This is a genomic window from Mastigocoleus testarum BC008, from assembly GCF_001456025.1.
GTDB classification, from domain to species: domain Bacteria; phylum Cyanobacteriota; class Cyanobacteriia; order Cyanobacteriales; family Nostocaceae; genus Mastigocoleus; species Mastigocoleus testarum.
Window position 1 is genome coordinate 1 of sequence record NZ_LMTZ01000084.1, and the last position, 24650, is coordinate 24650.

Here is a 24650-nt window from a genome sequence, read left to right on the forward strand (position 1 = left end):
TGTGGATTGTCAGGGTCAATTTTCCTCAATATTGATACGGCTCGCCAACGGGTGTAGTTATCTAGATTTTTGTCCGACAGTAGTTTGACTAAGGAATTGATGACTTGTGGATTGTCAGGGTCAATTTTCCTCAATATTGAGTAGTAATTCAGATTTTTGTCCGACAGTAGTTGGATTAAGCCATTGATGGCTTGTAGATTGCCAGTGCCAATTTTCTCCAATATTAGTGCGGCTTGTCTACAAGTGTAGTGATCCAGATTTTTGTCCGACAGTAGTTGGATTAAGCCATTGATGACTTGTAGGTTGCCAGTGCCAATTTTCCCCAATATTAGTGCTGCTTCCCTACGAGTGTAGTAATCCAGATTTTTGTCCGACAGTAGTTGTACTAAGGCATTGATGGCTTGTAGATTGCTAGGGTCAATTTTCCTCAATATTAGTGCTGCTTCCCTACGGGTGTAGTTACCTAGATTTTTGTCCGACAGTAGTTGGATTAAGCCATTGATGACTTGTGGATTGTCAGGGTCAATTTTCCTCAATATTGATACGGCTCGCCAACGGGTGTAGTTATCTAGATTTTTGTCCGACAGTAGTTGGATTAAGGCATTGATGGCTTGTGGATTGTCAGGGTCAATTTTCCCCAATATTAGTGCTGCTTCCCTACGAGTGTAGTAATCCAGATGTTTGTCCGACAGTAGTTGGATTAAGGCATTGATGGCTCGTAGATTGCTAGGGTCAATTTTCCTCAAGCTTTCTGCTGCTTGGCAACGGGTGTAGTTATCTAGATTTTTGTCCGACAGTAGTTGGATTAAGCCATTGATGGCTTGTAGATTGCCAGGGTCAATTTTCCTCAAGCTTCGTGCGGCTTCTCTACGGATATAGTAATCCAGATTTTTGTTTGACAATAGTTGGACTAAGGCATTGATGGCTTGTGGATTGCCAGGGTCAATTTTCCTCAAGCTTTCTATAGCTTGCCAACGGATATAGTAATCCAGATTTTTGTTTGACAGTGGTTGGACGAAGGCATTGATGGCTTGTGGATTGTCAGTGTCAATTTTCCCCAAGCTTTCTACAGCTTGCCAACGGGTATAGTAATCCAGATTTTGGTCCGACAGTAGTTGGATTAAGGCATTGATGGCTTGTAGATTGCCAGGGTCAATTTTCCTCAAACTTTCTGCAGTTTGCCTACGGGTGTCGTTATCTAGATTTTTGTTTGACAGTAGTTGGATTAAGGCATTGATGGCTTGTGGATTGTCAGGGTCAATTTTCCCCAAGCTTTCTGCAGCTTGCCTACGGGTGTCGTTATCTAGATGGTAGTCCTGTAGAAGTAGTGATGCGAGTCGGTGTAACCCGCTCTGTATAAGGAGAGATATGGCGAAAATCACTACTTGTTTATCACTACCATCTAGATTTTTGTCTGACAGTAGTTGGACTAAGGCATTGATGGCTTGTGGATTGCCAGTGCCAATTTTCCCTAATATTGATGCGGCTTGTCTACGGATGTAGTAATCCAGATTTTTGTTCGACAGTAGTTGGATTAAGGCATTGATGAATTGTGGATTATCAGGGTCAATTTTCTCCAATATTGATTCGGCTTGCCTACGGGTGTAGTTATCTAAATTTTTGTCCGAAAGTAGTTGGATTAAGGTATTGATGAATTGTGGATTGTCAGGGTCAATTTTCTCCAATATTGATACGGCTTGCCTACGGGTGTGGTTATCTAAATTTTTGTCCGGAAGTAGTTGGACTAAGCCATTGATGACTTGTGGATTGCCAGTGCCAATTTTCTCCAATATTGATGCGAGTTGCCAACGGATGTGGTGATGCAGATTTTGATCTGACATTACTTGGATTAAGCCATTGGTGATTTGTGGATTGCCAAGGTCAAATTTCCTCCATTGTATTGATATAATTTCAAAACGGATGCAGTAACCCAAGTAATCCAGATTTTTGTCTAAAAGTAGTTGGGTTAAGGCATTGATGGCTTGTGGATTGCCGGTGCCAATTATTTTCCCCAATATTGATGCGGCTTGCAAACGGTTGTCGTAATCCAGATTTTTGTCTAAAAGTAGTTGGATTAAGGCATTGATGGCTTGTGAATTGTCAGTGTCAATTTTCCCCAAGCTTTCTACAGTTTGCCAACGGGTGTAGTAATCCAGATTTTGGTCCAACAGTATTTGAACTAAGCAATTGAGGTCAATTTTCATCAAGCTTTTTACTAATTCCTCACGCTCCCAGTAACGCAGATTTTTGTCCGACAGTAGTTGTACTAAGCCATTGATGGCTTGTGGATTATCAGGGTCAATTTTCATCAAGCTTTCTACTAATTCCTTACGATCCCGGTAATCCAGATTTTGGTCCGACAGTAGTTGTACTAAGCCATTGATGGCTTGTGGATTGTCAGTGCCAATTTTCTCCAATATTAGTGCGGCTTGTCTACGAGTGTAGTCATCCAGATTTTTGTCCGACAGTAGTTGTAATAAGCCATTGATGCCTGTTTCTCGTTCTGTTTCTTCCAGTGCTGCTAGGGCTAAATTCGCAGCATCCTGCTCGAAATTCAATAACAATGACTTCAAAATTTGCTTGGATATATCATCTTTTCGGGGATAACTTGTAAACTCAGCGATTCCAGCCGCAGCTAATAAATAGGCTCGATAAGTATAAAATTCCCCGCATTCGTCTTTAAAATTTATTAATTTGTTGATAAGATATTCTTTTTCTTTATCGTCAACATCACTACGTCCTAACCATAGCAAAATTACTTCTTTCCACTGCGGTTGAAAAATCCGGTATTGCTTATCTTCTACAGGTTTATCTTTATGCTCGCGGGGTAAGAAAAAGTCATAATCTTGAACTGCTGTAGCTGCAAAATATTCCTGAAATGTGGGATGAAAAAATGCGTAGACTGATTTATGCGCGTTTTCTTCTCCTTCTGTAGGGTAACCTACATTCACTAGCCATCCGAACTTTAACGCCCACCAAAATAGTGAACCTTTACTATTATGATTAGGTTCATCATCTGGATCGCCTAAGCGTTGCTTAATAAAGCTCTCTCGTAAAAGGAATCGATAATCTTCACTGTCTATTGCTTTTCTAGCTAACTTTCCCAAAGCTTGTTTAAATTTGTCAGTAGATGGTAAATTTTGCAATATTTTGTCATTTTGTTTACTTTTATTCCATTCATTGAAACTAAATTCCTTAATATTTACCAACGAGTCGTAGAAATCAGCTTTTGTTTTTGGTAATGATTTTCCTTCGCTTTGATTCCAAATGCGACACAATAACGCTAACCGTAAAGGATTTTTGACTAAATTTTGCAGACGTTTTCGATTATTTTCTTCTAGTTGCTCCTGTAATCCCCTTGCTTTCTCATCTCCTTCTCCAAACCAATTATCAATAAATTGATGTACTTGCTCGGGGTAATTAAAATCTAAAGTACGATAAATATCAAATTTTTCATTGAGAATATCTTTTTGTTGTTCCCACAGATTTAAACGACAACTAAGTACTACCCTAATTGAATTTGTCCACCCTTTCGCTAGTTGTTGTTGGATTTTTTTCAAAGGATAACTGACCGCCATTTCGTCAGCACCATCTAGTATCAGCCAGAACTGGCCGTTTTTTAGAAGCTCTTCAAATTTATCTTGCCATTTCTCTGGTGTTTTTTTACCTTCTTGAGATAAATTTTTTAACCATTGTTCTGACAAATATCTGTACAACCATCCGGAATCGCTAACGTCTTTTTCTTCTACTAAATTTTCGTTAAATTTAGCTAAAGAAATCCAAATTGGTAAACCTTGTTGCTCTTCTAATACCCAATCAGCTATCTTTCGTAAAAGCGTAGTTTTTCCTCCACCAGGATCGCCAATAATTACGAGTCGTTTTCCTTGGCTTTTTTTGCTGGTTCGCTGCTTCAAAACTTCATCAAGAAACTCATCATTTTGAAACTCTTTAACAACTTCATATTCTTGATCGGGCTTATTTAAGTCTCCCGTTTCTGGATTCGCTGCATCTTTCTCAGGTCTTCGCTTTGCATCAGGCTTACGTTCTACCAGTCCTAAAGGAACGTAAATATTCTGAAGAAGATTTTTCCCATTATTTGTTAAAGTTTTTGGAGCTTCTGCTTCCAGACGTTTGCGGCATGATTTAGCCCACCAAAGATAGTAAGCTATCTGAATATTGAGAGCAAATACTAAGTTTTTCGACTGTGTATTATTATGTTCTTGTTGGTTAGTTTTTAGTTGGTTACAACCCAATTCAGTTGCTTGTTCAAAAGACCAAAAACCATTCTCTCGTGGAAAGCCTTTCTCTTCAAGAGCTTCACTCTTAGCGAAACCCGTACATTCAACAGCCAAGTATTCTTCTCGCTTAATTATGCGCCAAAGTTTATTCGCATCCGTAAGACTTCCATCTTCATTGGAAAATATTTCTTCACCTTGACGTTTTTCATTCTCCCAGAAACGTCGCCGATGAGTGAGAGATACTGCTGCTAAAGCATGACCCTCAAGCAAAATCAAAATAGGCAGCAAATCATAATACCAGCAAATCGCACAAAAAAGGATAGCTAAATCAAGGCAAGTTCCTTTACGTTTTGTATCAAGAATTTCTTCTGGTTTTCTGATGATTTGTTGTTCGCTAGAGAATAAGTTATCTTCGTTTAATTCATACTCTATTTCGTGCTGACACAAAGCATCATAAATTTTTCTTACTAACTCGCGGCGTTTATCATTACTTGTATGATAATCGTTGCTACTAGCGGGTAAATAATTTTCCTTAATAGCTTTAGTAATAAATGTATCAATAGCTTCTGAATATTTAGCAAAGATGACATAGTTAGCTAAATCTATGCGATTTTTGTCATCATTTTTATTCCATAACCATTCTTCCATTGCCCTTACATCATATTTTTTAACAATAAGAATAAAAGTAAAATTTGTCTTATTTCATCACTTGAAATAAATTATGCACGGCTTCTGGTGCTGATTCGTCTGCTTTATTTGTTTCTACCTCCAAATGGTACAACCCAGGTGTAAGCTTTTTTCGTAAAGATAGTTTATAGGAACTATTCCCTTGCAGTTCAAAATTTTCTTCTAGCTTCAGGTTCGTTCCGTTATCTGATGCAGGAGTTATAATCGCGCTTAACCCACCAAAGTTTCCTTTTCTTTTCAAAGTATCAGAATCAACATTCACAATTTCCGCACCCAATGTGACTTCTTCATCACGGAGGTACAAGTCATCAACAGTAAGACTAATTGCTGGTTGTTTTATTATAGTCTGGGTAATTTGAGGGTTTTGAAAGTCTCTTAGAGTACCTTGCAGCTGACTTAAGAAATATTTCAGCAAGTTCCATACCTGAGTGTTGCTTTGCAACGCACAATGAGACTCACCACAATATAAACCTTGGAGCTTGTCACTCAAATCAATTGGAATTGCAGACACAACAGGTACAGTGTCATCACCAGTTACGCGATCGGCATCAAGGGGTTCTTGAGTTCTTGGATTTAGTGGCGGGTTATTACTTACTTTTAATCTACCATTGCGTAGCTCTGTAGATTGAAGCGTGCTTTTTTGTCCTACACCGATTATTGGTTTGAATTCATACGAGTAATTATTAGGCGATTTAGAATTAACTTTTTCCAGAAACCCCCGAGCTTCCTTTGCTCGCCCTCTTTCCACGCCAGGAATACCATTAGTTTCGCCTACACGTTGCCATTTTTCATTGACCTTCACCACCGGATACATTGGCAACAATTGATACGTAGAAGTAAAAGTAGCCAATACATCTTTCAATCCTGGTATTGGTATTTTTCGATAATCATTAGCCAAAAAATCCAACATTTTCACAGAACCACGATAGGAAGTCCCCAAAGAAAACAAAGCTTTGCAGTATTCTCCACCGCCTAAATGTTCCAAATAATAACGACAAACTAAACCCCCCATACTATGGGCGATCAAAATCACCTTTGCATGTTTTTTAGATGGACTTATCTCTTGCCACTTTGGTAACTTATCGTCAATCAGCTTCTTTAACAACCTTGCAGAAACCCGATTATCCCGTCGCCAGTCATAGGCAAACTCAAAATAGTTCTTACCACAAGTTACATTAAAATCTTCGGTGAGTTTTTGATGAAGAAAGGAGTAACCATCAATTATCTTCATAAATCCAGGAGCTAAACGTACATCCTGAATTAACCCTGTTGCTTTGATACCATCGTCTAAGTAATCTCTCTCAGGGTCATCTTCTTCTATAGCTATTTGCTCGAAAAACGAACCTTGTTCTGCTAACCCCTTAACTGCTCTCAAGACTGCTTGAAGTGATACATTCCAGATGTCTTGACCATCTTTTTGTAATATGCTGCCCATGGTTCCAGGTACCAGCACTATCATATCCTTCATCTGGGTTTTCGCCATCTACCTACATTCCCGATTCGCTAGTTAAATGTTCTGTAAATATTTTGAAGCACAATTTTGAAACACATACACAAACTACGATATGCTGGCGATCATTTTCGAAAATTTATGAGAAAATTAATGAGTTTTGGTTAGCAAGTAATGATGATATGCATAAAATTTAAGGAACAAAATCACTACATTACAAATATTCCTCGTTCCCTTTGTGTCTCCAAGGTTAAAATATATTAGTTTTATTAGGACTTACACCTTCTAGTCAGAGATAATGGAGGTTTAAAGATTTTTATCCTAAACCCTCCTTCGACAGGAGTTAAGAGGTAAATTTCTATACTATTAGGACTTACGCACTATGAACCAATTTTGAGTGGTTTGAGATTGCTATTTCCTTACGGGAACGCTAAGGCTCCGCCGACGCCGTAGGCTCTAGCTGCGCTACCTTACGGATCCGCTAACCTATCGTCGCAATGACTGTAATTACGTTATCGATGCGTAAGTCTTGACTATTTATGGTTTAAAGCATATTGGAGACAAACACAATTTTCAATGAAAGATAAGAGTAATAGTAAAAGTAAGAGTCAAGGTTTTAAAGTTATTGCTGATAACCGGCAAGCACGTTATTTGTACCATATCTTCGAAACTTACGAAGCTGGAATTCAGTTATATGGAACCGAGGTTAAGTCGATTCGTGCAGGTAGAATTAATCTTCAAGATGGGTTTGCTTTGATTCGCGATGGTGAGGTATGGCTGCTTAACGTACATATTTCCCCTTATAATTCCACCGGGAAATACTTTAATCATGAACCCCGTCGCACCCGCAAATTGCTTTTACACCGTGAGGAAATTCGGAAATTAATCGGTAAAATCGAGCAAAAAGGTTTGACCTTAGTACCATTAAAAATGTACTTCAAAGGCGGTTGGATTAAAGTAAGCCTTGGTCTAGCTCAAGGTAAGAAACTACATGACAAACGTGAAGACATCAAACGTCGCCAAGATCAACGTGATATGCAAAGAGCAATGAAAAATTATTAAATTGGAATTTGATGTTTGACCAACTACCAATTCCAATTACTAATTACCAATTCAAAGCCAAACGGTATTAGAATAGATCGCAGCTTGACCACAATACTGATTTTGTTCGTCAACTAGATTCCAGATAATACCGTTTTTGATATGAAAGCGCTTACCAGTGCTACTAATACGAACTCCAGAAAAATTACTAAAACCTTTAGCTTCAGTTTCTTGTAATAATCTGTCACGTTCTTCCTGAACGACTTCTTCTGCACTTTGACGAGAAGGCATTTTGGTAAACTCTTCCCAGGAAAGCTCCCATGTTGTTAAAGCTTTGCGATTACCGTAATTAAAAATTGGATCTGCTTCAGTACCATGAGAAACTAAAGCAAATGGTGCTTCAAAGATTTGTTGTGCTATTTCTTCGGGCGAATCACTCATATTTACCAGATCGTTTCCCGTCCAATGCTTGTAACTTTGCAATACAAGTTGAATGTGACGAATGATTGCATCTTGTTCCCAAAGTAATTGTTTGTTATTACTCATGTTCAAGCAAAGTGCACTATAAAATCTATTTTCCGCTAAAATCCATTTCTGTCAAAACCCAATCCCTTTATTCCCATTCGAGAAAATTTCTGACCAATTACCCATTACCCATTAACCATTACCTATTAACCATTACCAATTACCAATTACCAAACCACAATGAACTTCCAAAACAAAACAGTTTTAATCACAGGTGCATCTGGCGGTATTGGTAAAGCTACTGCTGTTGCTTTTGCTCGAAGTGGTGCTAAAGTTGCAATTCACTATCATCAGCAACAAATAAAAGCCGAACAACTACGAAATTCACTTGCGGGTACGGGACATATTACAGTAGGTGCAGATATTGCTGACGCTAAAGCTGTAGAGGAAATGGTATCGTTAGCGATCGCACAATTGGGACAGATTGATATTTTAGTCAATAATGCAGGCATATATAAAGAACATCCCCTCGATACAACTGATTATCAAGACTGGCAAAATATTTGGCAAGAAACAGTTAATATCAATTTAATTGGTGCGGTCAACGTCAGTTATTGTATTGCTCGTCATATGATGGACAATAATCGCGGAAGGATTATTAATATTACTTCACGGGGTGCATTTCGCGGCGAACCAACAGCTACAGCTTACGGTGCGAGTAAAGCAGCACTCAACTGTTTCAGTCAATCTTTAGCACAACATTTAGCCCCTTACAATATTGCTGTAACTGCTGTTGCACCAGGTTTTGTCGAAACAGATATGACGCGATCGCTGTTGGAAAGTCCTCAAGGTGAAGCGATTTGTCAACAAAGTCCGTTTAATCGGGTTGCGCATCCCGAAGAAGTTGCAAATACTATTTTGTTTTTGGCTTCTGAGGAAGCAGAATTTCTGAGTGGGGGTATTGTGGATGTGAATGGGGCGAGTTATTTACGATAAAGGATAGAAGCGGTGAGGGATAGAATTAAATAACAGTATTTAATTAGTTGTACATCCTTTGCACGAACGATAAAAACTAATATTATGATTGCCAGTTCCCAATTTCAATATATGACTCCCCAAGAGTTTCTGGAATGGGAAAAAACCCAGGAACTACGCTACGAATACATCGACGGGGAAGTATTCGCGATGACGGGGGGAACAAAACCCCATAACCGCATAGCAGGTAACCTGTACACAGCACTAGATGCTTTTCTTGCAGAAAAAGGCTGTGATATTTTCATCGCCGATGTGAAGGTACAATTGTCACCATCGGGACCTTATCATTATCCTGATGTGGTGGTAACTTGCGACCCGAAAGATCGAGAATTAATAGATTTAATTGAACATCCTTGTTTGATTGTCGAAGTCCTTTCCCCATCAACCGAAGCTTTTGATCGGGGTAAGAAATTTACCCGTTATCGACAATTAAATAGTTTGCGAGAATATGTTTTAATTCAGTCTGATGAAATTGGTGTGGAATGTTTTCGCCGTAATGATGAAGGTTTATGGGTTTTGTATACCTATGGGGCTAAAGATACTTTAAATTTGGAAAGTATAGGATTTTCAATCTCTGTGGAGAAGTTATATCGACAGGTAAGGTTTGATCCGCAAGAGAAGAATTAACCGGTCATAACGATCAGCCGCACGACTGCACCGATCGCATTTGGTCAATTTGTTATAGTCCCGAACTCAACCTCTTATTTAGTTGTAGTGAAGATGAAACCATCAAATGCTGGGATGTTTTTACTTTTGAGTGCCTTAAAACCTTAATAATTCCTAAACTTTACCAAGAAATGACTGTCGAAGGTGTTTCTGGTTTAACCGAAGCGACGCTGAAAACATTAAAGGTGCTGGGTGCGACTGAAAGTGCAGCACACCCCAACTAATGAATTGACAAATTAACTATCTAATTAAAATATCTAAATATTAGTGTTTGAAAAAATAACGAAAAATTTTAGTGAGAAATAAGTTCAATTTATTTATATATAGTGCGATCGCCTTACTCCGCGAAGGCGATAGTTCAGCTTAATTACAAGCAGATCGCAAGCATCAAGCAGAACGCACAATTTTAGGCAAAGGTAAATTTTCATCTTCACCCAGCTTAAGCAAAGCAAGTTCTTCAGGTTTTGCCATTTGAATAGTTTTTAAAACGGTGAGACTTTTATCGAGCAACTCATCCACATCTATCCCACTGTAAACCTCTGGATAACGTCGCAGACGATTATTACCTTCTCCCAATAAAATCGCCGCACCCCGCCAGTTTTGATTGCCAAAATGATATAGTCCAACAGCAATTTGTAAGACACCTTGATAAAAAGTCTTATCAGGCTCACTAGCCTCCATCCACAAGGCTTCTAATGTATCGTGACAAGCATAGAACTGTCCAGAATTGAACTGTTCTACGCCTTCCCAAAACTGCTTAGGTATAACTTCCATTATTAACCCATAGTATCCCGAACTTCTTTGATCGTCTCGAGGGAAATGTCTTGTTGTTCGCCAGCAAATTCGTTATCTGGGGTTAAAAACAACATACAGTGACATTCCTTACGTTCGCGCATGGGGACACAAGGACAATTCCAAAACGTAGCACTTACTTCAGCTTCTTTATCTTCGTAGTGACGACAAGGACATAAAGGCGCACCCAAATCGTCTTTATGTTTGGCAAGTCCTTCAATTACGACTGCTGTTACAGAAGGTTCGGCACAGAAGTAGGTTCCAGTTCGCTTGGCATACTGCTCGGAAAAATGCCGCATTGCCTCTAAATTTTTATCTGTTGACTTAGCGTTAACTTCTGATGTCATTATTTAATCGGCACTCATAAATCTAAATATTTCTTTGCATTGTACCGCAGCCTTGGTGGGGTATTACTAGGGATATTTCCCCGTTTATCCATTTCTAATTCCGATACTGCTTCATTTAAAACCTTATGTATTATTTTTTACTTTTTTTGAAGATTGTAATCTCACAGTCCTATAGTTTAATGACTAACCCGGATCGTTATAATTCAATACCCCTATAGTTTATTTAACTTAATATATACAAACTCAACGGACAGGGGAAATATTTATACTTTTCTAAAAATATTTTTTTCGTATTAGATATATTTTACGAATTATAGCTTTCGTAGTCTTGAAGGATAGAACAATTATCCATAGCGGTGAAAGTTATCTTTAACTATTAGTTATAACTAAGATATATTTTGTAACCTTTATATTTACGAGTAAGATAGGTGATTTGATGGTATACCGATTCGACGATTAGATATAATCTTGTACGAGTAATCTCATTAATATTATTCTCCCTTGAATTACTCGATATTACATACATATGCCCACGTATGATTTATGCTTAATTAATTTTTTATCTCATCTTACAATTTGAGGATTTCTCATCCTACAAGTTATCTGAGTAAATAATTATCAGAAAAAAATCCATCGTCGTCAATTGAGAAATATATCTACTTGAAGTATTTTTATTGCCTGTAGGAATAATATTTATCAATATCAAATGTCATTTAATTTGTCATTTAATTGTATTAGCAAAAAATAAAGTTAAAAGCTTGTTTGTATGACTACCAAAACGCATGTATGTAAAAATATGTTTGCTAAAATTTATATATTTGCGGAAAATTTATGGACATGCATCATAGCTGAAAACATATTTGCTATTTTGCTAATTTTCAGAAAAATTTACAACACAGACAAATTTGATGGCAAAATACTTCCAAGTATAATGTGTTTTTTTGCTATTGACTCATTCGCAATGGGGTTTTAAGTTTTAAGCAATATCTTGTTGTCAAATAATCAATCCATTGTTACATCTGTAACAGTCTTCCTAAAAAACGAAAAATTATATGACCGCAGTTATGCAAGCAGGTGATAAATCACAGCAAAGTCCCAATATCGAAAAGGCTACTTTGCGTGCTTCTGAACGCTTAAAAAATGTTAATAAAAATGAGATTTTACTGTTGCTTAATCAGTATGGAATCTTACCACAGTTTGTACGAGAAATAATGATAGACTGTGCGATCGCGGAGATTGCGATTGCAGAAGATGAAGCTTTAGGAGCATATAAAAAATTCTATCAGCAACATCAACTAAACTCAGAGGAAGACCTACAAGCATGGCTTAAGGCGCGGGGAATATCGCGCGAACAATTGGAGTACATTGCGACTAGGGGCCTAAAACTGGCAAAATTTCAAGAACAGACTTGGGGAAATAAATTAGAATCTTATTTCCTGGGACGTAAACAAAAACTGGACCGGGTCGTATATTCTCTAATTCGAGTTAAAGACCCCTATCTCGCCCAAGAACTTTATTTTCGCGTGCAGGAGGGGGAACAATCTTTTAGTGAAATTGCTCGAGAATATTCCGAAGGACCAGAAGCAGAAACAGGAGGTTTACTCGGTCCGGTTGACTTGGGGGTACCCCATCCGGCTCTTGCAAAAATGCTCCTAAGGAGCAAGCCAGGAGAGCTTTTAGCACCCACCCGTTTGGGTGATTGGGTAGTGGTTGTTAGATTAGAAAAATATTTGCCAGCCCAGTTAGATGAAGTAATGCGGCAAAGATTACTGAGTGAACTATTCGACCAATGGGTCAGAACTGAGGGTTCATCGGTAATCCAAGAACAATTATCACCAAATACTAACGAATTAAAGCAAAAAGGGACAGGGGGAGAGCAAGAGACAGCGGTCCGGAAATAGGACTATAATATGCCGGTTTCCCAATTTTTATTTACTGATGTTGGCAGAAAATATGTTGGCAGAGAAAATAGTAGCGGTAACTAAATGAGCTATACAGCAATCAATATTGAGGAATTTCTAGCGACCATTGCGCCTTTTGACCAACTGTCGCCTGCAGAGCTAAAAAATATAACGCAACAAACGCAGTTATTTCGTTACCGTATTGGTCAGGCGATTCTGACCCGAGAAAAAATGCCTGCCCAGATTCATGTTTTGTTTGAGGGTAAAGCGCGTTTGTTAGGATATGACCCCAAAACTAATAATCCAGTAACTTTAAAGCTACTCGTACCGGGAGAAATTCTTGGTTGGGTGGGGTTAATACGTAATATTGCTTGTGAAACTGCAATTGCTTCGAGCGAAGTGATTTGTGTAACAATCCCGGCAGTCAATTTTTTAACAATTCTACGAAATGAGCAAGCTTTTGCATCACATTTTCACGAACAAGCATCATTAATAGAAATTTTTGAGGTTTTGGGTGCTCAACTACAACAACAAGCTGATGATCATTTAATTATGCGTTCTTCAGGAGCGAATAATTTAAAGGATTTAGCACTTCAAGCATCTGAAAATATTGAAGTAGTTCATGATTTCACTGCCATTGATAGTCGGATCATGAGTCCCGAACGAGTGTGGTTAGTCGGCGGTGGTGCAGTTCCCAAAGAATTGGTCGGAACTCGTTTTTATGGTCGTGAAGACAATCGGTCACAATTACCAACAGGAAGTCAACCACGTTTGCTGGGATTTCCGACTAACATTTTCGTTCGGGACACAGAAAAAATTCCGGTGGAGGGACAAGTTGGGTTAAAAGCTCCATCCAATGATGAACTACCTCCCACAAGTATTGAAATCCCTTACGCTCCTGAAGATATTCCAGAATCAGAAGATGCTTTTGACTCTGGAAATTTTGGCAATAAGCAATATCCTTACATTCGCGGTCGGGGTGGAGTAGATGCTGTTCTTGCTTGTTTCGGAATGTTGAGCAAGTATTTGGACATACCTTTCCGAAGAGAAGTAGTACGCAAGGTCTTGGTTAGCCAAGAGCAACGCTCTGGGGCACTTTCATTGCAACATTGTGGAGCGGTTGGCGAACTCGTAGGTTTAAAAGCTCAACTGCTCGGTGTTCCTCCCAAAGCTGTTGGTAGGCTTGAAGGACCAGCTATTGTACAATGGCAAGGCAGTTTTGCTTTGTTGTATGAGGTTAGTCCAAAGAAAATCATATTAGCAGTTCCAGAAGTCGGCATTCTCAAGGAAAGAAGTGAGAATGTGGCACAGATAATGGCTCAATCTGTTCCAACCGAACAAGGTCAAGAACAGGTAAATGCTATTCCAGTTTTACTCCTAAAACCTAGCAGGGATACCCCACAGAAAAACTTTGGGCTGAGTTGGTTTTTACCTTCTCTGATCAAATATCGGCGAGTACTATTAGAAGTTTTCATAGCTTCTTTCTTTGTTCAACTGTTTGGTTTGGCAAATCCATTAATGACCCAAATCATCATTGACAAAGTATTAAATCAAAATAGTCCCAATACTTTACAAGTTCTGGGCTTTTTCCTCTTAGTAGTTGCTTTATTTGAAGCGGTGCTTACAAGTATTCGTACTTACTTGTTTGTTGATACTACTAACCGCATTGATATGGCGCTGGGGTCAGAAATTATTGACCATTTATTACGTCTACCACTACGCTACTTCGAACGGCGTCCTGTAGGGGAACTTTCCACAAGGGTAAACGAGTTAGAGAAAATTCGCCAATTTCTCACCGGTACTGCATTAACAGTGGTGTTAGATGCCGTTTTCTCTGTCATCTACATTGTGGTAATGTTTATCTACAGCTGGATCCTAGCATTAGTGGCATTATCAACATTGCCCTTCTTCGCTTTGTTGACGTTCATTTTTTCACCGATTGTTAGAAGACAACTGCGAACTAAAGCCGAAAGAAATGCCGAAGCCCAATCCCATTTAGTCGAGGTATTGTCAGGTATTCAAACGGTTAAAGCCCAAAATATTGAGTTGCGATCGCGCTGGAAGTGGCAAGAACGTTATGCCCGCTATGTAAGTGCCGGATTTAAAACTGTTTTGACTTCCACTGCTGCAAGTTCATCTAGTGGTTTTCTCAACAAACTTTCTGGTTTATTGGTCTTGTGGGCGGGAGCACACTTGGTGCTCCAACAACAACTAACCTTAGGACAATTAATTGCTTTCCGGATTATTGCTGGTTACGTAACCACACCACTATTGCGCCTCACCCAACTATGGCAAAACTTCCAAGAAACAGCTCTATCTTTAGAAAGATTAAGTGATATTGTAGACAGTCCCCAAGAAGCGACAGAAGAGGATAAAGGTAATATCCCAATGCCAGGGCTTCAGGGAGCAGTTAAATACGAAAACGTTTCCTTCCGTTTTAAAACTAGTGGTCCTTTACAACTGGATAATGTAAGCCTTGAATTTCCTCCTGGGGTATTTGTTGGAATTGTGGGTCAAAGTGGTTCTGGTAAAAGTACGATGATGAAACTGTTACCGCGCCTATATCCACTAGAATCAGGACGGATATTGATTGACGGTTACGACATCAATAAGGTTGAACTTTATTCTCTAAGACAACAAATCGGGATTGTGCCCCAAGACACATTACTTTTTGAAGGCTCCGTACAAGAAAATATTGCCCTTAATCATCCCGATGCTACACCAGAAGAAATTATTGAAGCTGCAAAAATAGCTGCTGCCCATGATTTTGTCATGAGCTTACCTAACGGTTACAATACAAGAGTGGGAGAACGAGGTAGTGCTCTATCTGGCGGACAGCGACAGCGAATAGCTCTAGCTCGGACTGTTTTGCAGAATCCCCGTTTATTGATCCTTGATGAAGCAACTAGTGCTCTGGACTACGAATCAGAACGGCAAGTCTGCTTAAATCTAGCAGAAGCATTCTCTGATCGTACTGTATTCTTTATTACCCACCGTCTCAGCACTATCCGAAGTGCCGATACCATCTTGATGATGGATAAAGGCTCGGTAGTAGAGCAAGGTACTCACAGCGAATTGATGGCACTCCGAGGAAGATATTATTGCCTTTATCAACAACAAGACGCCCAACTTTAATAGAGTTGCTGTGTTCGTAAAACTAACTTTTGGATTTTGATTTTTATTTTCTGTTAATTGTGTTTCCATATATTCAATCAATTGTCGATTTTGAATTTTAGCTCCTCTCTCCTGACTCTAAAAAATCATGACTCAACTTAACGGTAAAAACTTCCAAAATTCTTTGACTTCTAAGCGGGTTGAAAAACCAGCACAAGATGCATCTCAAGGAAAAAATGGTAGGGAAAGACCTCCCGAGTTCGATCAACCAGTAATGCTTAAGCGTTCTCCGATGCTATCGAGAGCAGTACTCTGGTCTTTGGTTGGGTTCACAAGTTTTACAGTTATTTGGGCTGCTATTGCCAGAATAGAGGAAGCCATACCTGCTCAGGGAAAATTAGAACCGAAGGATGCTGTTAAGGAAATACAGGTACCAGTAACTGGGGTCGTCAAACAAGTATTTGTCAAAGACGGTCAGCAGGTGAAGAAGGGAGATTTGATGATGGTGCTCGATCCCACTTCTGTAACCGCACAACTCATTTCTCAAAGAAAAATCCGTAATGCTTTAATTCGGGAGAACCAATTTTATTACAACGTTCTCAGGGGTGGAGCTAACTTTTCTGTCTCCAATTTGAAAATCCCCCAAGAATTAACCAAACTAGCAAAGAGTCGCACTACCTTAGAAGCTGAAAATCGTCTCTACAGAGCACAATTAACAGGTAATGCAAAACAAGCTAACCTAAACGCCGAACAAGAAATGCGTTTGCGTTCTTCTCAAGAAGAACTTCGAAGTAGAGCCGCAGCAATTAGATTAGAAGCAGATCAACTTAAGCGTCAACTAGCACAAAACCGCGCGCGTTTAAGCAATGCAAAAAGTATTCTGGCAATTAACCAAGGTATTCTCAGCGATTTAGAACCCCTATTCAAAGAAGGTGCAATCGCAAAATTACAATATCGCCAACAACAACAAGAAGTTAACAATACTCAGACTCAAGTAGTAGAACTGACGGAAGAAGGACAACGTCTAAAGTTGGCTATATCGCAATCAGAACAACGTCTAAAAAATACTATTTCCGGTTCTTACCAAGATATTTTAGGTAAAATCGCAGAAAATGAAAAACGTATTGCCGAAATTGATAGTCAGTTAAATAAAGTGATAGTTGACAATCAAAATCGAATTGCTGAGATTGAATCTCAAATTAGTCAAGCTCAAGTAACCTTGAAGTATCAAGAAGTTCGCGCCCCAGATGATGGAACAATTTTTGACTTAAAAGCCTCCAAGGGATTTGTTACCAATCCCAGCGAACCTGTTGTTAAAGTTGTACCAGATCAAACACTTGTAGCCCGAGTATTCTTAACCAATAAAGATATTGGTTTTGTTAAAGAAGGAATGGATGTAGATGTCAGATTTACATCTTATAATTTCAGTGAATTTGGTGATATAAAAGGTAAGCTAATATCCGTTGGTAAAGACGCTCTTCCTCCAGACGAAACCCGTCCCTATTACACCTTCCCAGCAAGAGTTCGCTTAAACGATCAGATGTTGATGAGTAATGGCAAAACATTACCTCTACAATCTGGTATGGAAGTCCAAGCAAATATCAGAGTAAGAGATAGAAGCATATTGAGCATCTTTACAGATAAATTCTTTGAACAAATAGAATCTTTGAAATTCGTCAGATAATTGTAATTTTTGCCAGCTTACTAATTTTTTGAAGTTACTTTTGAAGAACTTCCAATTTCAGACTCTCTACATTCATAAAATTATTAAACCTCCCCTGAGAACGGGGAGGAAATTTAGCATCGCTACGGAGTCAGTCATTCATTAACGAATCATCAATAATTAAACTTATAAATTTCAGAGATTTACAAATTATTTTCATTCCATAAACAATGCAAATTTTTTAACTGGTAATTGCTGACAGAATATTTAGAGTATTTGTATTCAATAAGTACATTTTGGATTGAGAAGTAAGATAACTACTCAATCATTTTCCGTACGAATGCTACCATCAGGCATTATCGTATTATCAAAAGTAACTTTTGTAAGAATTGCACCCTCCAAATTAGCTCCACTTAAATTGGCTTCTTGCAGGTTTGCATCTCTCAAATTAACTCCTTGTAAGTTTGCTCCTATTAGACTAGCTTTATAAAAACTGTTACTTTCAAACGTTGCTTCTCTTAGATCGGCTTCCGTTAAATTTGCACAATTAAAACTAGACCAGCGTAAATTAGCACCTCTGAAATCTGCCCCAGTCAAATCAGCACTATCCAGACAAGAATCTGTTAATTTTGCATTACGTAAAATAACACCTCTTAAAATGGCACGAGCTAGATCGAATTCTTCTAACTTAATGTCACTCAAATCAGCACCACAGAGATTTATGCCGTATAAATCAAATTCGCTGAGTTTTATACCGACGAATTTACGTTCTCCGGTGGCATAAGACCTTAGTAGTTGTTTCTTATTCATAGCCATTTTATACTTGCTTAGATTTTACAAACCTACTACCTACTACCGGTAGAAAATGATTATTCGATTTATCTTTTTATCTTCATTATTATTCTTGTATATTTCGGAAAAACGACTCAAATAATTGCAAAATTTATGTAACTTAAACTTAGTTAATGTAAGTTAATTAAATTACTGACTTCAAGTATGATTTTCAATACTTATGTACCCTGAAAACAACTGAGCTTATGTAATAAAAAATACCATATTTTTTTTTAAGCTTAAGTAATGTATTTTTTACTATTTATATACTGAGATAAAAAGCATAGAATAATTTGCACATCTGACTGCTGTAATCTCTGCAAAAGATTTCCAGAAAAACAGTCTTAATAAAAATTACAAGAGAAATAATGAATCAAAAGATGAAAATTCGGGAGCTAGCAATTGTTTTAACTGCAGAAAATATTAACTTTAGTACTCTAAATATTGACGTTCTGAAGGATAGCGATATTATCCCAGAAAATTGGGAATTAACACATAAACCAATTTATACAAATAATATGGTTCAGTTAGTTTTTCAATTCGGAGTTGCAATTGTTGCTCAAACCAACCAAATATTATTTGCCCAAGTACTTAATAGTATAGATCCAAGACAAGTAATAGCACCACAAGTTGCTCTAAAATATATAGAAAAATTTCCAAAAAAAGAATTTCAAACGATCAGTATTAATCCTAGCAGTTATATTGAATTTGTCTCAGATGAGGAAGCCCATCGATACATTACTCACAATTTACTTAAATCAGGCTCTTGGCATAAATTTGGTACTGCACGTATGAAAGCTGCACTTCAACTAGCATACAAATTAGAGCGTGGTGTTCTAAACCTAGGAATTAATCAAGGGAGACTGAACTCACCAGAAAATCAATTGTTACCAATAGTATTTTTTGCAGGAAACTTTAAATACCAGATTATTGAGAAACAACAGCAAGAGCACCTGAAAGATGTTACCCAATTAATCCAGAACTGGCAAAACAACTTAGAAACTTTCCAAAAACTAGTTAATCAGAAATTTTTAATGAACTTATGATTGTTGGAGATTTATGATTAGTAAAGTTATAACACTATCTTTTCCTGTTAGAAAATTTTCCATTATCCATTCACTTTGAAGAAAATTATCATTTCCCAACTTATGTTCTTAATACTACAAATAAAATCACTATATTTTTTATTGATAAAAAATCAATATATACTGCTAATATCTTTAGGGGTTAATATTTGATTTCTTTGTAATGAATAAACCTCAAAATCATTTAATCTATTTCTTAGAATTGACCACCAAAAGTCAATTAGTTGAACAAAATTTACATTTGGCTAGAAACATTTTTTGCAAAGTTTCTACACTTTGGTTAATTCGCAGACTATGAAGGTAGATTATATTCACTTTTATTTAGATGACGCTCGAGTATGGCGCAATTGGTTTGTTAACAGTTTGAATTTTCATTCGGTAAACAGTTCTCTAATTCCCCAAATCCAATCAAATGATATTTCTCATACTCACACAGAAGTGGTTAGAAGTGGTTCTGTTTGTTTTGTGTTGTCTTCACCTTTATCTGACAAAAGTCCAGTTGCAAAATTTCTTCGAAAACATCCATCTGGTGTCGCAGATGTAGCCTTTAATGTAGAGAATGTAGAAGAAGCCATTACTAAAGCAAAAAAAGGTGGTGCAGAAATTTTAGCACCTATAAGATGGAAGCATCAAGACAATGAATATATTAAGTGGAGCAAAATTTCTGCTTGGGGTGATTTAAATCATACTTTAATAGAAAGAAGAAGTTTGATCTCAGACTGTAAAGCAAAATTTCCATCAAAGCATTTTAGTAATTACTCTTACACCGCAATAGATCATATTGTACTTAATATTCCTACAGGCTACTTAAAACATGCTGTAACTTGGTACGAAGAAGTCTTTGGTTTTCAACCACAGCAGACTTTTAATATTCAGACTCAACATTCTGCACTACACAGTAGAGTAATGGTTTCCTCTGATGGAGAAATACAGTTTCCTATCAACGAACCAGCATCAAAAAATTCACAAATTCAAGAATTTATTGATGTTAATCGAGGTCCAGGAATTCAGCATATTGCTTTGCGAACGAATAATTTAGTTAAGAGCATTGCCCAATTAAACACTAATGGTCTTTCCTTTTTACCAATATCACAAAACTATTACGCAGATATTCGAAAGCGAATTGGTTTTCCCCTTTCTTCAGAAGAATTGACAGCGATTATTCAGCAACAAATTTTAGTGGATTGGGACCAAGAAGATTCCCATAAGCTTTTATTACAAATCTTTACCAAACCTATTTTTGGAGAACCAACTTTCTTTTTTGAATTCATTGAACGCCGTTGCAAAGCTCAAGGTTTTGGCGAAGGTAATTTTCGAGCCTTATTTAAAGTTATGGAAGAAGAGCAAATCAAGCGAGCTAGAAATATTGCTAGGTTTGTTACAGAATAGTAACAAGTGATAGGAGTTTTTGAGGAATTCCTCTCCTATTTATCTCAAAGATTATTTTGGGGGATTGTAAACTATTTCCCCCTGGATATAAGAAACTTATTGTTTCATATTAGTAATTTGAAAGTCACCTATCAGTTTTTCAAAATCTAAACACACTCACATACAAGATATCATTTTAATAAAAATTCACTTAATAAGATTTAAATTCAAGACAATGTTAAGGATTGTAACTGATTTTGACGGTCCAATTGTTGACGTTTCTCAAAGATATTATCGGGTATATCAACTTTGTTTAGAAAAAACTTGTAATCCAGAGCAGCAAATCAAAGAACTCTCCTTTTCTGAATTTTGGACTTTAAAGCGAAGCCACATACCGGAAAAAAAAATAGGTATTCTTTCTGGTTTAAGTGATACACAAGCAGAAGAGTTTGCTCAACTACGCAAACAAATGGTACATACTCACCCTTACTTTCAACGCGATACTATTCAACCTGGTGCAATAGATGCCTTGTTAAAAGTTCAACAAGCTGGCTGCGATCTCGTGGTGATGACTATGCGCCGAATCTCAGAATTAAATTATGCTTTAGTAAAAGATGACTTGGGTAGATTTTTCCCGGAACATCGTCGCTACTGTTTGAGTGATGACTATATGAAGACCCAAGATGTTCGTGATAAACCCTTATTAATGAAGCGAGCATTAGCTGAACTTCCACCCGCTACGGATACATGGATGATCGGGGATACAGAAGCAGATATAGCTGCAGCTAAAAAGTACGGTATTAAAGTAATAGCTGTAGATTCAGGAATTCGGGATCGCACCCAATTAGAACTATATCAGCCAAACTATTATTTACCTTCTTTAGCTGATGCAATAGATTTTATTCTTCAGACTTCAGCATCATCCCTCAAAAATAATTGGCTACTCAAACAATATCCTCAACTCTCCAATCAAGAAGTATCATCAACTAGTTCTCAGACACTAATAAGCACTAAAAAATAATGACTCGCCCCTCTGGGGCGTTTTTTTTGAAAGAGAGATATTTATTGAGTTATTTGAGAAAACTGCTGATTAACCATAAAAATACAAACGTTAAGATCGTAGAGAATTGATTTCTCAATGTGGATAACTGAGGACTTACAGCTGAACTTGAAATATCTACAAATTGTGACAAGATTGGTAAGGCGATAAATGCACCTAAAAGCAAGCCAAAGACTAAACCAGCTAATGTCAATAGTATTGCCCTACCAACCTTGCTTCCTTTGCGATTGAGAAAATAAACGCTGATAGCAACTCCTGCAACTAAAATTAGCTGTAAAACAGCATCACCATTAAATAAGCTAAGTATACTCAAGCCCAAGTATAAAGCTGCAGGCCACAAAATATCATTCCTAGAGGGTCGATCTAAGAAATTTTGTAACCATGCAGGTGATTTTTCACGAAGAATAGGATTTTTTTCTTTAGGTAATACTGGTATCAGGCGCTCTGGAAAACGAATGCGTTCGGGTACCTTGATTTTGCCTTCTTGCCGCATTCGCAAGCGTTCCATCAAGATTGCATCATATGCCGTTTCAATCATCTCTACACGCTTAGAGTCATCACTATGCTGTTCCAAGAGACGATTGCGAACATCTTGAATTTCGTCAAAGCTAGCTTCTTCTGATACCCCAAGTTTTTCGTAGGGATTTTGTTCGCTCATGAGAATTTATTTTTGTAGCCTCAATCGGCAGCAATCATTTATATAGAATAGAAACAACTTTACATTTTACATCGCCCGAAACCAGATTGTTTCGCTTGATAATTATAATTTACTGAAACACAACTGTTGTTTAATTAAATTGCTGGAGTAGTTTTAACTATAGTTACCTTAACATATAGTTATAACTCAGTGTATACCCTCATGTCGTTTATTATTTAGGAGTTTACTCTAGGATTTAAGGTGAAAATACGTTAAAGGGAGTTTTTATAAATGAAAAAATGATATCTGTGTATTTCAAAGTTAACTTTTTGAGAATACTTTGAAAACGTTTTAATTAATTATTTCTATAATTGCTTGTGGCATTAAGTCACATATCGATTTAGAATTAATATCGTTTTCAAATACGACGTAACTGGAATAATTAAGTATTCTAGTTTACATAAAGTAATCGACCTAAGGTCAAAAAAATTTGTCTGGTAATTCGCTTCTAAAATTTAGGGACAAAATTTTAGTTTCCTTGATAGCATTACTAAGATGTTTTTTCATTATTTCAATTCCCGGCCTCATTCATAATCCCGAGTCGAACGGAAATTGATATTTTGACCTTGTAGATTATTTCGTCCTCAAACGGAAAAGCGATTTTCGCATTTCCTCTTAAATTAATCCTATAAAAGTTCGTGAAAAGTGATGGTCATGGCTCCTGCCAAGATTCTTGTAGTTGATGACGACCCTGCTGTTCGGAACCTAATTCAACGCTTTTTGAGCAAGCAAAGTTATCAAGTAGAAGCTGCTGAAGATGGTAAGACTGCTCTTACCTTGTTTGAGCAATTTAATCCAGATTTGGTGATTCTAGATGTGAATTTACCAGATGTGATCGGATTTAATCTCTGTCAAGAGATGCAAAGCCGTAATGGTGTTTTTGTTTTGATGTTAACTAGCCGTGCAGATGAAGCTGACAAAATTCGTGGCTTCTCTAAAGGTGCTGACGACTATCTCACTAAACCTTTTGGTTTGGGTGAGTTGGAAGTTAGAGTAGCTGCTATTCTGAAACGCCAAAGGGTTGTAACAACAGCAGAACAAAAACGCTTAGTCTTTGAGAAGCTAATGATAGACCCAGTACGGCGAGAAGTCACGCTAAATAACCAACCTGTTCCTTTAACCGCTTTAGAGTTTGACTTGTTGCACTTTCTCGCAAGTCATCCTGGTAGAGTCTGGCGACGTGCAGAACTGATTCAGGAAGTATGGGACTACGAATATGTTGGAGATCAGCGTGTAGTAGATGTACACATAGGTCAAATCCGAAAAAAAATTGAAGCAGATGCCTCGCAACCTGCCTTAATTCAAACGGTACGTGGTGTGGGATACAAATTTGAATGTCCCCCTCAAGTACAGCAACCCGAGCCCTCGGTAGTTTAGTTTAATTCCTCACACATGGAACTTGGGCTCAAACTCAAGCTGAAAAAGTTTATTCCTTGGCGATGGTATTAACAAGTGGCTGTCACAACTCGCTCATCCCCAACGACGAGATTTTGCACCGACATGTTGAGACAGGACGCAGAAGGGAAGTTTCCCGTCTATAGCTTAAGCCTAAGCAAGATATACGGCATCGTCGGCAAGGTCTTTTGGCTATTATTAGGCGGATATATATCCTTCCCATTTGCGTTCGGAGACGGTAAGCACATGTTTCCAACTGCTAGCCTGGACGAAAAGCCCTCGTGAAAAGAATTTTCCGTTTCAGTGACAAGAAAAACACTCCTTGCAAACCAATTTTTAGACAGCAGGTTATTTTGAGTTAAATAACGACCAAAATAACAAGTCATAATACTAACTTTTTGTTTTTAAGTACTTAAATTAATCCTTGTAAGCTATTAAGTGCAAATTTAATAACAAAATTGTATGGTCATTTTTTTTAATGACTATAGTTTTTGACTTATCACCTTATTAAGACTACGCAAAAGTAGAAAGTTTATTTATTAGTAATATCAAATTATTCTTATAAGTAATATGGAAAAAACCCCGTAGTAAATTCATGGGGTTTTTCCACATTACTTAGAAATCCTGAAAGATTCACTTTGATGCAATTAATCTGATATGAAATATCGAACTACATAATTAGGTTAGGGCATTGATGAATGCTAAGCCCTGCGATTGGTGATATTAAGTTCGTAGTTTATATCTATCTGTCTCCAGATAGGAGATATTGCAGCTAGAGATTTGCTTCGACACTGCAGGCTCTAGCGTGACTGAAA

17 protein-coding genes and 1 pseudogene are annotated in these 24650 nt (G+C 37.6%); 11 read left to right on the forward strand and 7 right to left on the reverse strand.

All coding sequences use genetic code 11. The features are described 5' to 3' along the window. Both BC008_RS13375 and BC008_RS13380 read right to left on the reverse strand, forming a co-directional pair. On the reverse strand, positions 1-4886 hold a 4886-nt coding region (locus BC008_RS13375; protein WP_058183583.1), incomplete at its 3' end, for a HEAT repeat domain-containing protein. 49 nt (positions 4887-4935) lie between these two features. After that, positions 4936-6408: a lipase/acyltransferase domain-containing protein gene (locus tag BC008_RS13380; protein ID WP_036265342.1), complete on the reverse strand. Its 1473-nt coding sequence runs from the start codon at positions 6406-6408 to the stop codon at positions 4936-4938. A 543-nt stretch (positions 6409-6951) separates the two neighbouring features. Between BC008_RS13380 and smpB the strand changes: the two genes are divergently transcribed. After that, positions 6952-7437 carry an SsrA-binding protein SmpB gene (smpB, locus tag BC008_RS13385; protein WP_027843240.1) on the forward strand — a complete coding sequence of 162 codons (486 nt, stop codon included), beginning with the start codon at positions 6952-6954 and terminating at the stop codon, positions 7435-7437. 51 nt (positions 7438-7488) lie between these two features. On the opposite strand, the gene BC008_RS13390 is transcribed toward smpB, so the two are convergent. After that, on the reverse strand, positions 7489-7962 hold the full coding sequence (locus tag BC008_RS13390) for an MEKHLA domain-containing protein (protein ID WP_027843239.1): 474 nt from the start codon (positions 7960-7962) through the stop codon (positions 7489-7491). A 159-nt stretch (positions 7963-8121) separates the two neighbouring features. Between BC008_RS13390 and BC008_RS13395 the strand changes: the two genes are divergently transcribed. The 3 genes and pseudogenes from BC008_RS13395 to BC008_RS52705 all read left to right on the forward strand — a co-directional run. Then, complete coding sequence (locus tag BC008_RS13395; RefSeq protein WP_027843238.1) at positions 8122-8877, forward strand: SDR family NAD(P)-dependent oxidoreductase; 756 nt, start codon at positions 8122-8124, stop codon at positions 8875-8877. Between the two features lie 84 nt (positions 8878-8961). Beyond that, positions 8962-9543, forward strand: a complete 582-nt coding sequence (locus BC008_RS13400) for a Uma2 family endonuclease (RefSeq protein WP_027843237.1) — start codon at positions 8962-8964, stop codon at positions 9541-9543. Between the two features lie 32 nt (positions 9544-9575). Beyond that, positions 9576-9806 (forward strand): annotated as a pseudogene (locus BC008_RS52705) (hypothetical protein); the annotation flags it as partial. A 163-nt stretch (positions 9807-9969) separates the two neighbouring features. Here BC008_RS52705 and BC008_RS13405 read toward each other — a convergent pair. Both BC008_RS13405 and BC008_RS13410 read right to left on the reverse strand, forming a co-directional pair. Continuing rightward, on the reverse strand, positions 9970-10356 hold the full coding sequence (locus BC008_RS13405) for a DUF309 domain-containing protein (RefSeq protein ID WP_407657055.1): 387 nt from the start codon (positions 10354-10356) through the stop codon (positions 9970-9972). 2 nt (positions 10357-10358) lie between these two features. Then, positions 10359-10724: a ferredoxin thioredoxin reductase catalytic beta subunit gene (locus BC008_RS13410; RefSeq protein WP_027843235.1), complete on the reverse strand. Its 366-nt coding sequence runs from the start codon at positions 10722-10724 to the stop codon at positions 10359-10361. A 1049-nt stretch (positions 10725-11773) separates the two neighbouring features. Between BC008_RS13410 and BC008_RS13420 the strand changes: the two genes are divergently transcribed. From BC008_RS13420 to BC008_RS13430, 3 genes are all read left to right on the forward strand, one after another. Next, a complete protein-coding gene (locus BC008_RS13420; protein ID WP_063800766.1) occupies positions 11774-12622 on the forward strand; it encodes a peptidylprolyl isomerase in 849 nt (282 codons plus the stop codon). A gap of 84 nt (positions 12623-12706) precedes the next feature. Next, positions 12707-15757 (forward strand): peptidase domain-containing ABC transporter, encoded by a 3051-nt coding sequence (locus BC008_RS13425; RefSeq protein WP_027843233.1) that lies wholly within the window; start codon positions 12707-12709, stop codon positions 15755-15757. 127 nt (positions 15758-15884) lie between these two features. Further along, positions 15885-17420 (forward strand): HlyD family efflux transporter periplasmic adaptor subunit, encoded by a 1536-nt coding sequence (locus tag BC008_RS13430; RefSeq protein ID WP_027843232.1) that lies wholly within the window; start codon positions 15885-15887, stop codon positions 17418-17420. 300 nt (positions 17421-17720) lie between these two features. On the opposite strand, the gene BC008_RS13435 is transcribed toward BC008_RS13430, so the two are convergent. Continuing rightward, complete coding sequence (locus tag BC008_RS13435; RefSeq protein ID WP_058183584.1) at positions 17721-18215, reverse strand: pentapeptide repeat-containing protein; 495 nt, start codon at positions 18213-18215, stop codon at positions 17721-17723. A gap of 383 nt (positions 18216-18598) precedes the next feature. Here BC008_RS13435 and BC008_RS13440 point away from each other — a divergent pair, with 383 nt between their 5' ends. The 3 genes from BC008_RS13440 (at position 18599) to BC008_RS13450 (ending at position 21704) form a co-directional block, all read left to right on the forward strand. After that, the gene (locus tag BC008_RS13440) at positions 18599-19276 is read left to right on the forward strand and encodes a hypothetical protein (RefSeq protein WP_036265340.1); all 678 of its coding nucleotides are present in this window, start codon (positions 18599-18601) and stop codon (positions 19274-19276) included. A gap of 333 nt (positions 19277-19609) precedes the next feature. Then, on the forward strand, positions 19610-20704 hold the full coding sequence (gene hppD, locus BC008_RS13445) for a 4-hydroxyphenylpyruvate dioxygenase (RefSeq protein ID WP_027843230.1): 1095 nt from the start codon (positions 19610-19612) through the stop codon (positions 20702-20704). Between the two features lie 214 nt (positions 20705-20918). Next, positions 20919-21704, forward strand: coding sequence for an HAD family hydrolase (locus BC008_RS13450; RefSeq protein ID WP_058183585.1), 786 nt, complete (start codon positions 20919-20921; stop codon positions 21702-21704). A 49-nt stretch (positions 21705-21753) separates the two neighbouring features. Here the strand turns inward: BC008_RS13450 and BC008_RS13455 are convergent, their stop codons facing one another. Then, positions 21754-22401 carry a CPP1-like family protein gene (locus BC008_RS13455; RefSeq protein WP_027843229.1) on the reverse strand — a complete coding sequence of 216 codons (648 nt, stop codon included), beginning with the start codon at positions 22399-22401 and terminating at the stop codon, positions 21754-21756. A gap of 693 nt (positions 22402-23094) precedes the next feature. Here BC008_RS13455 and BC008_RS13460 point away from each other — a divergent pair. After that, positions 23095-23817, forward strand: coding sequence for a response regulator transcription factor (locus tag BC008_RS13460; protein ID WP_027843228.1), 723 nt, complete (start codon positions 23095-23097; stop codon positions 23815-23817). The last annotated feature ends 833 nt before the right edge of the window (positions 23818-24650 follow it).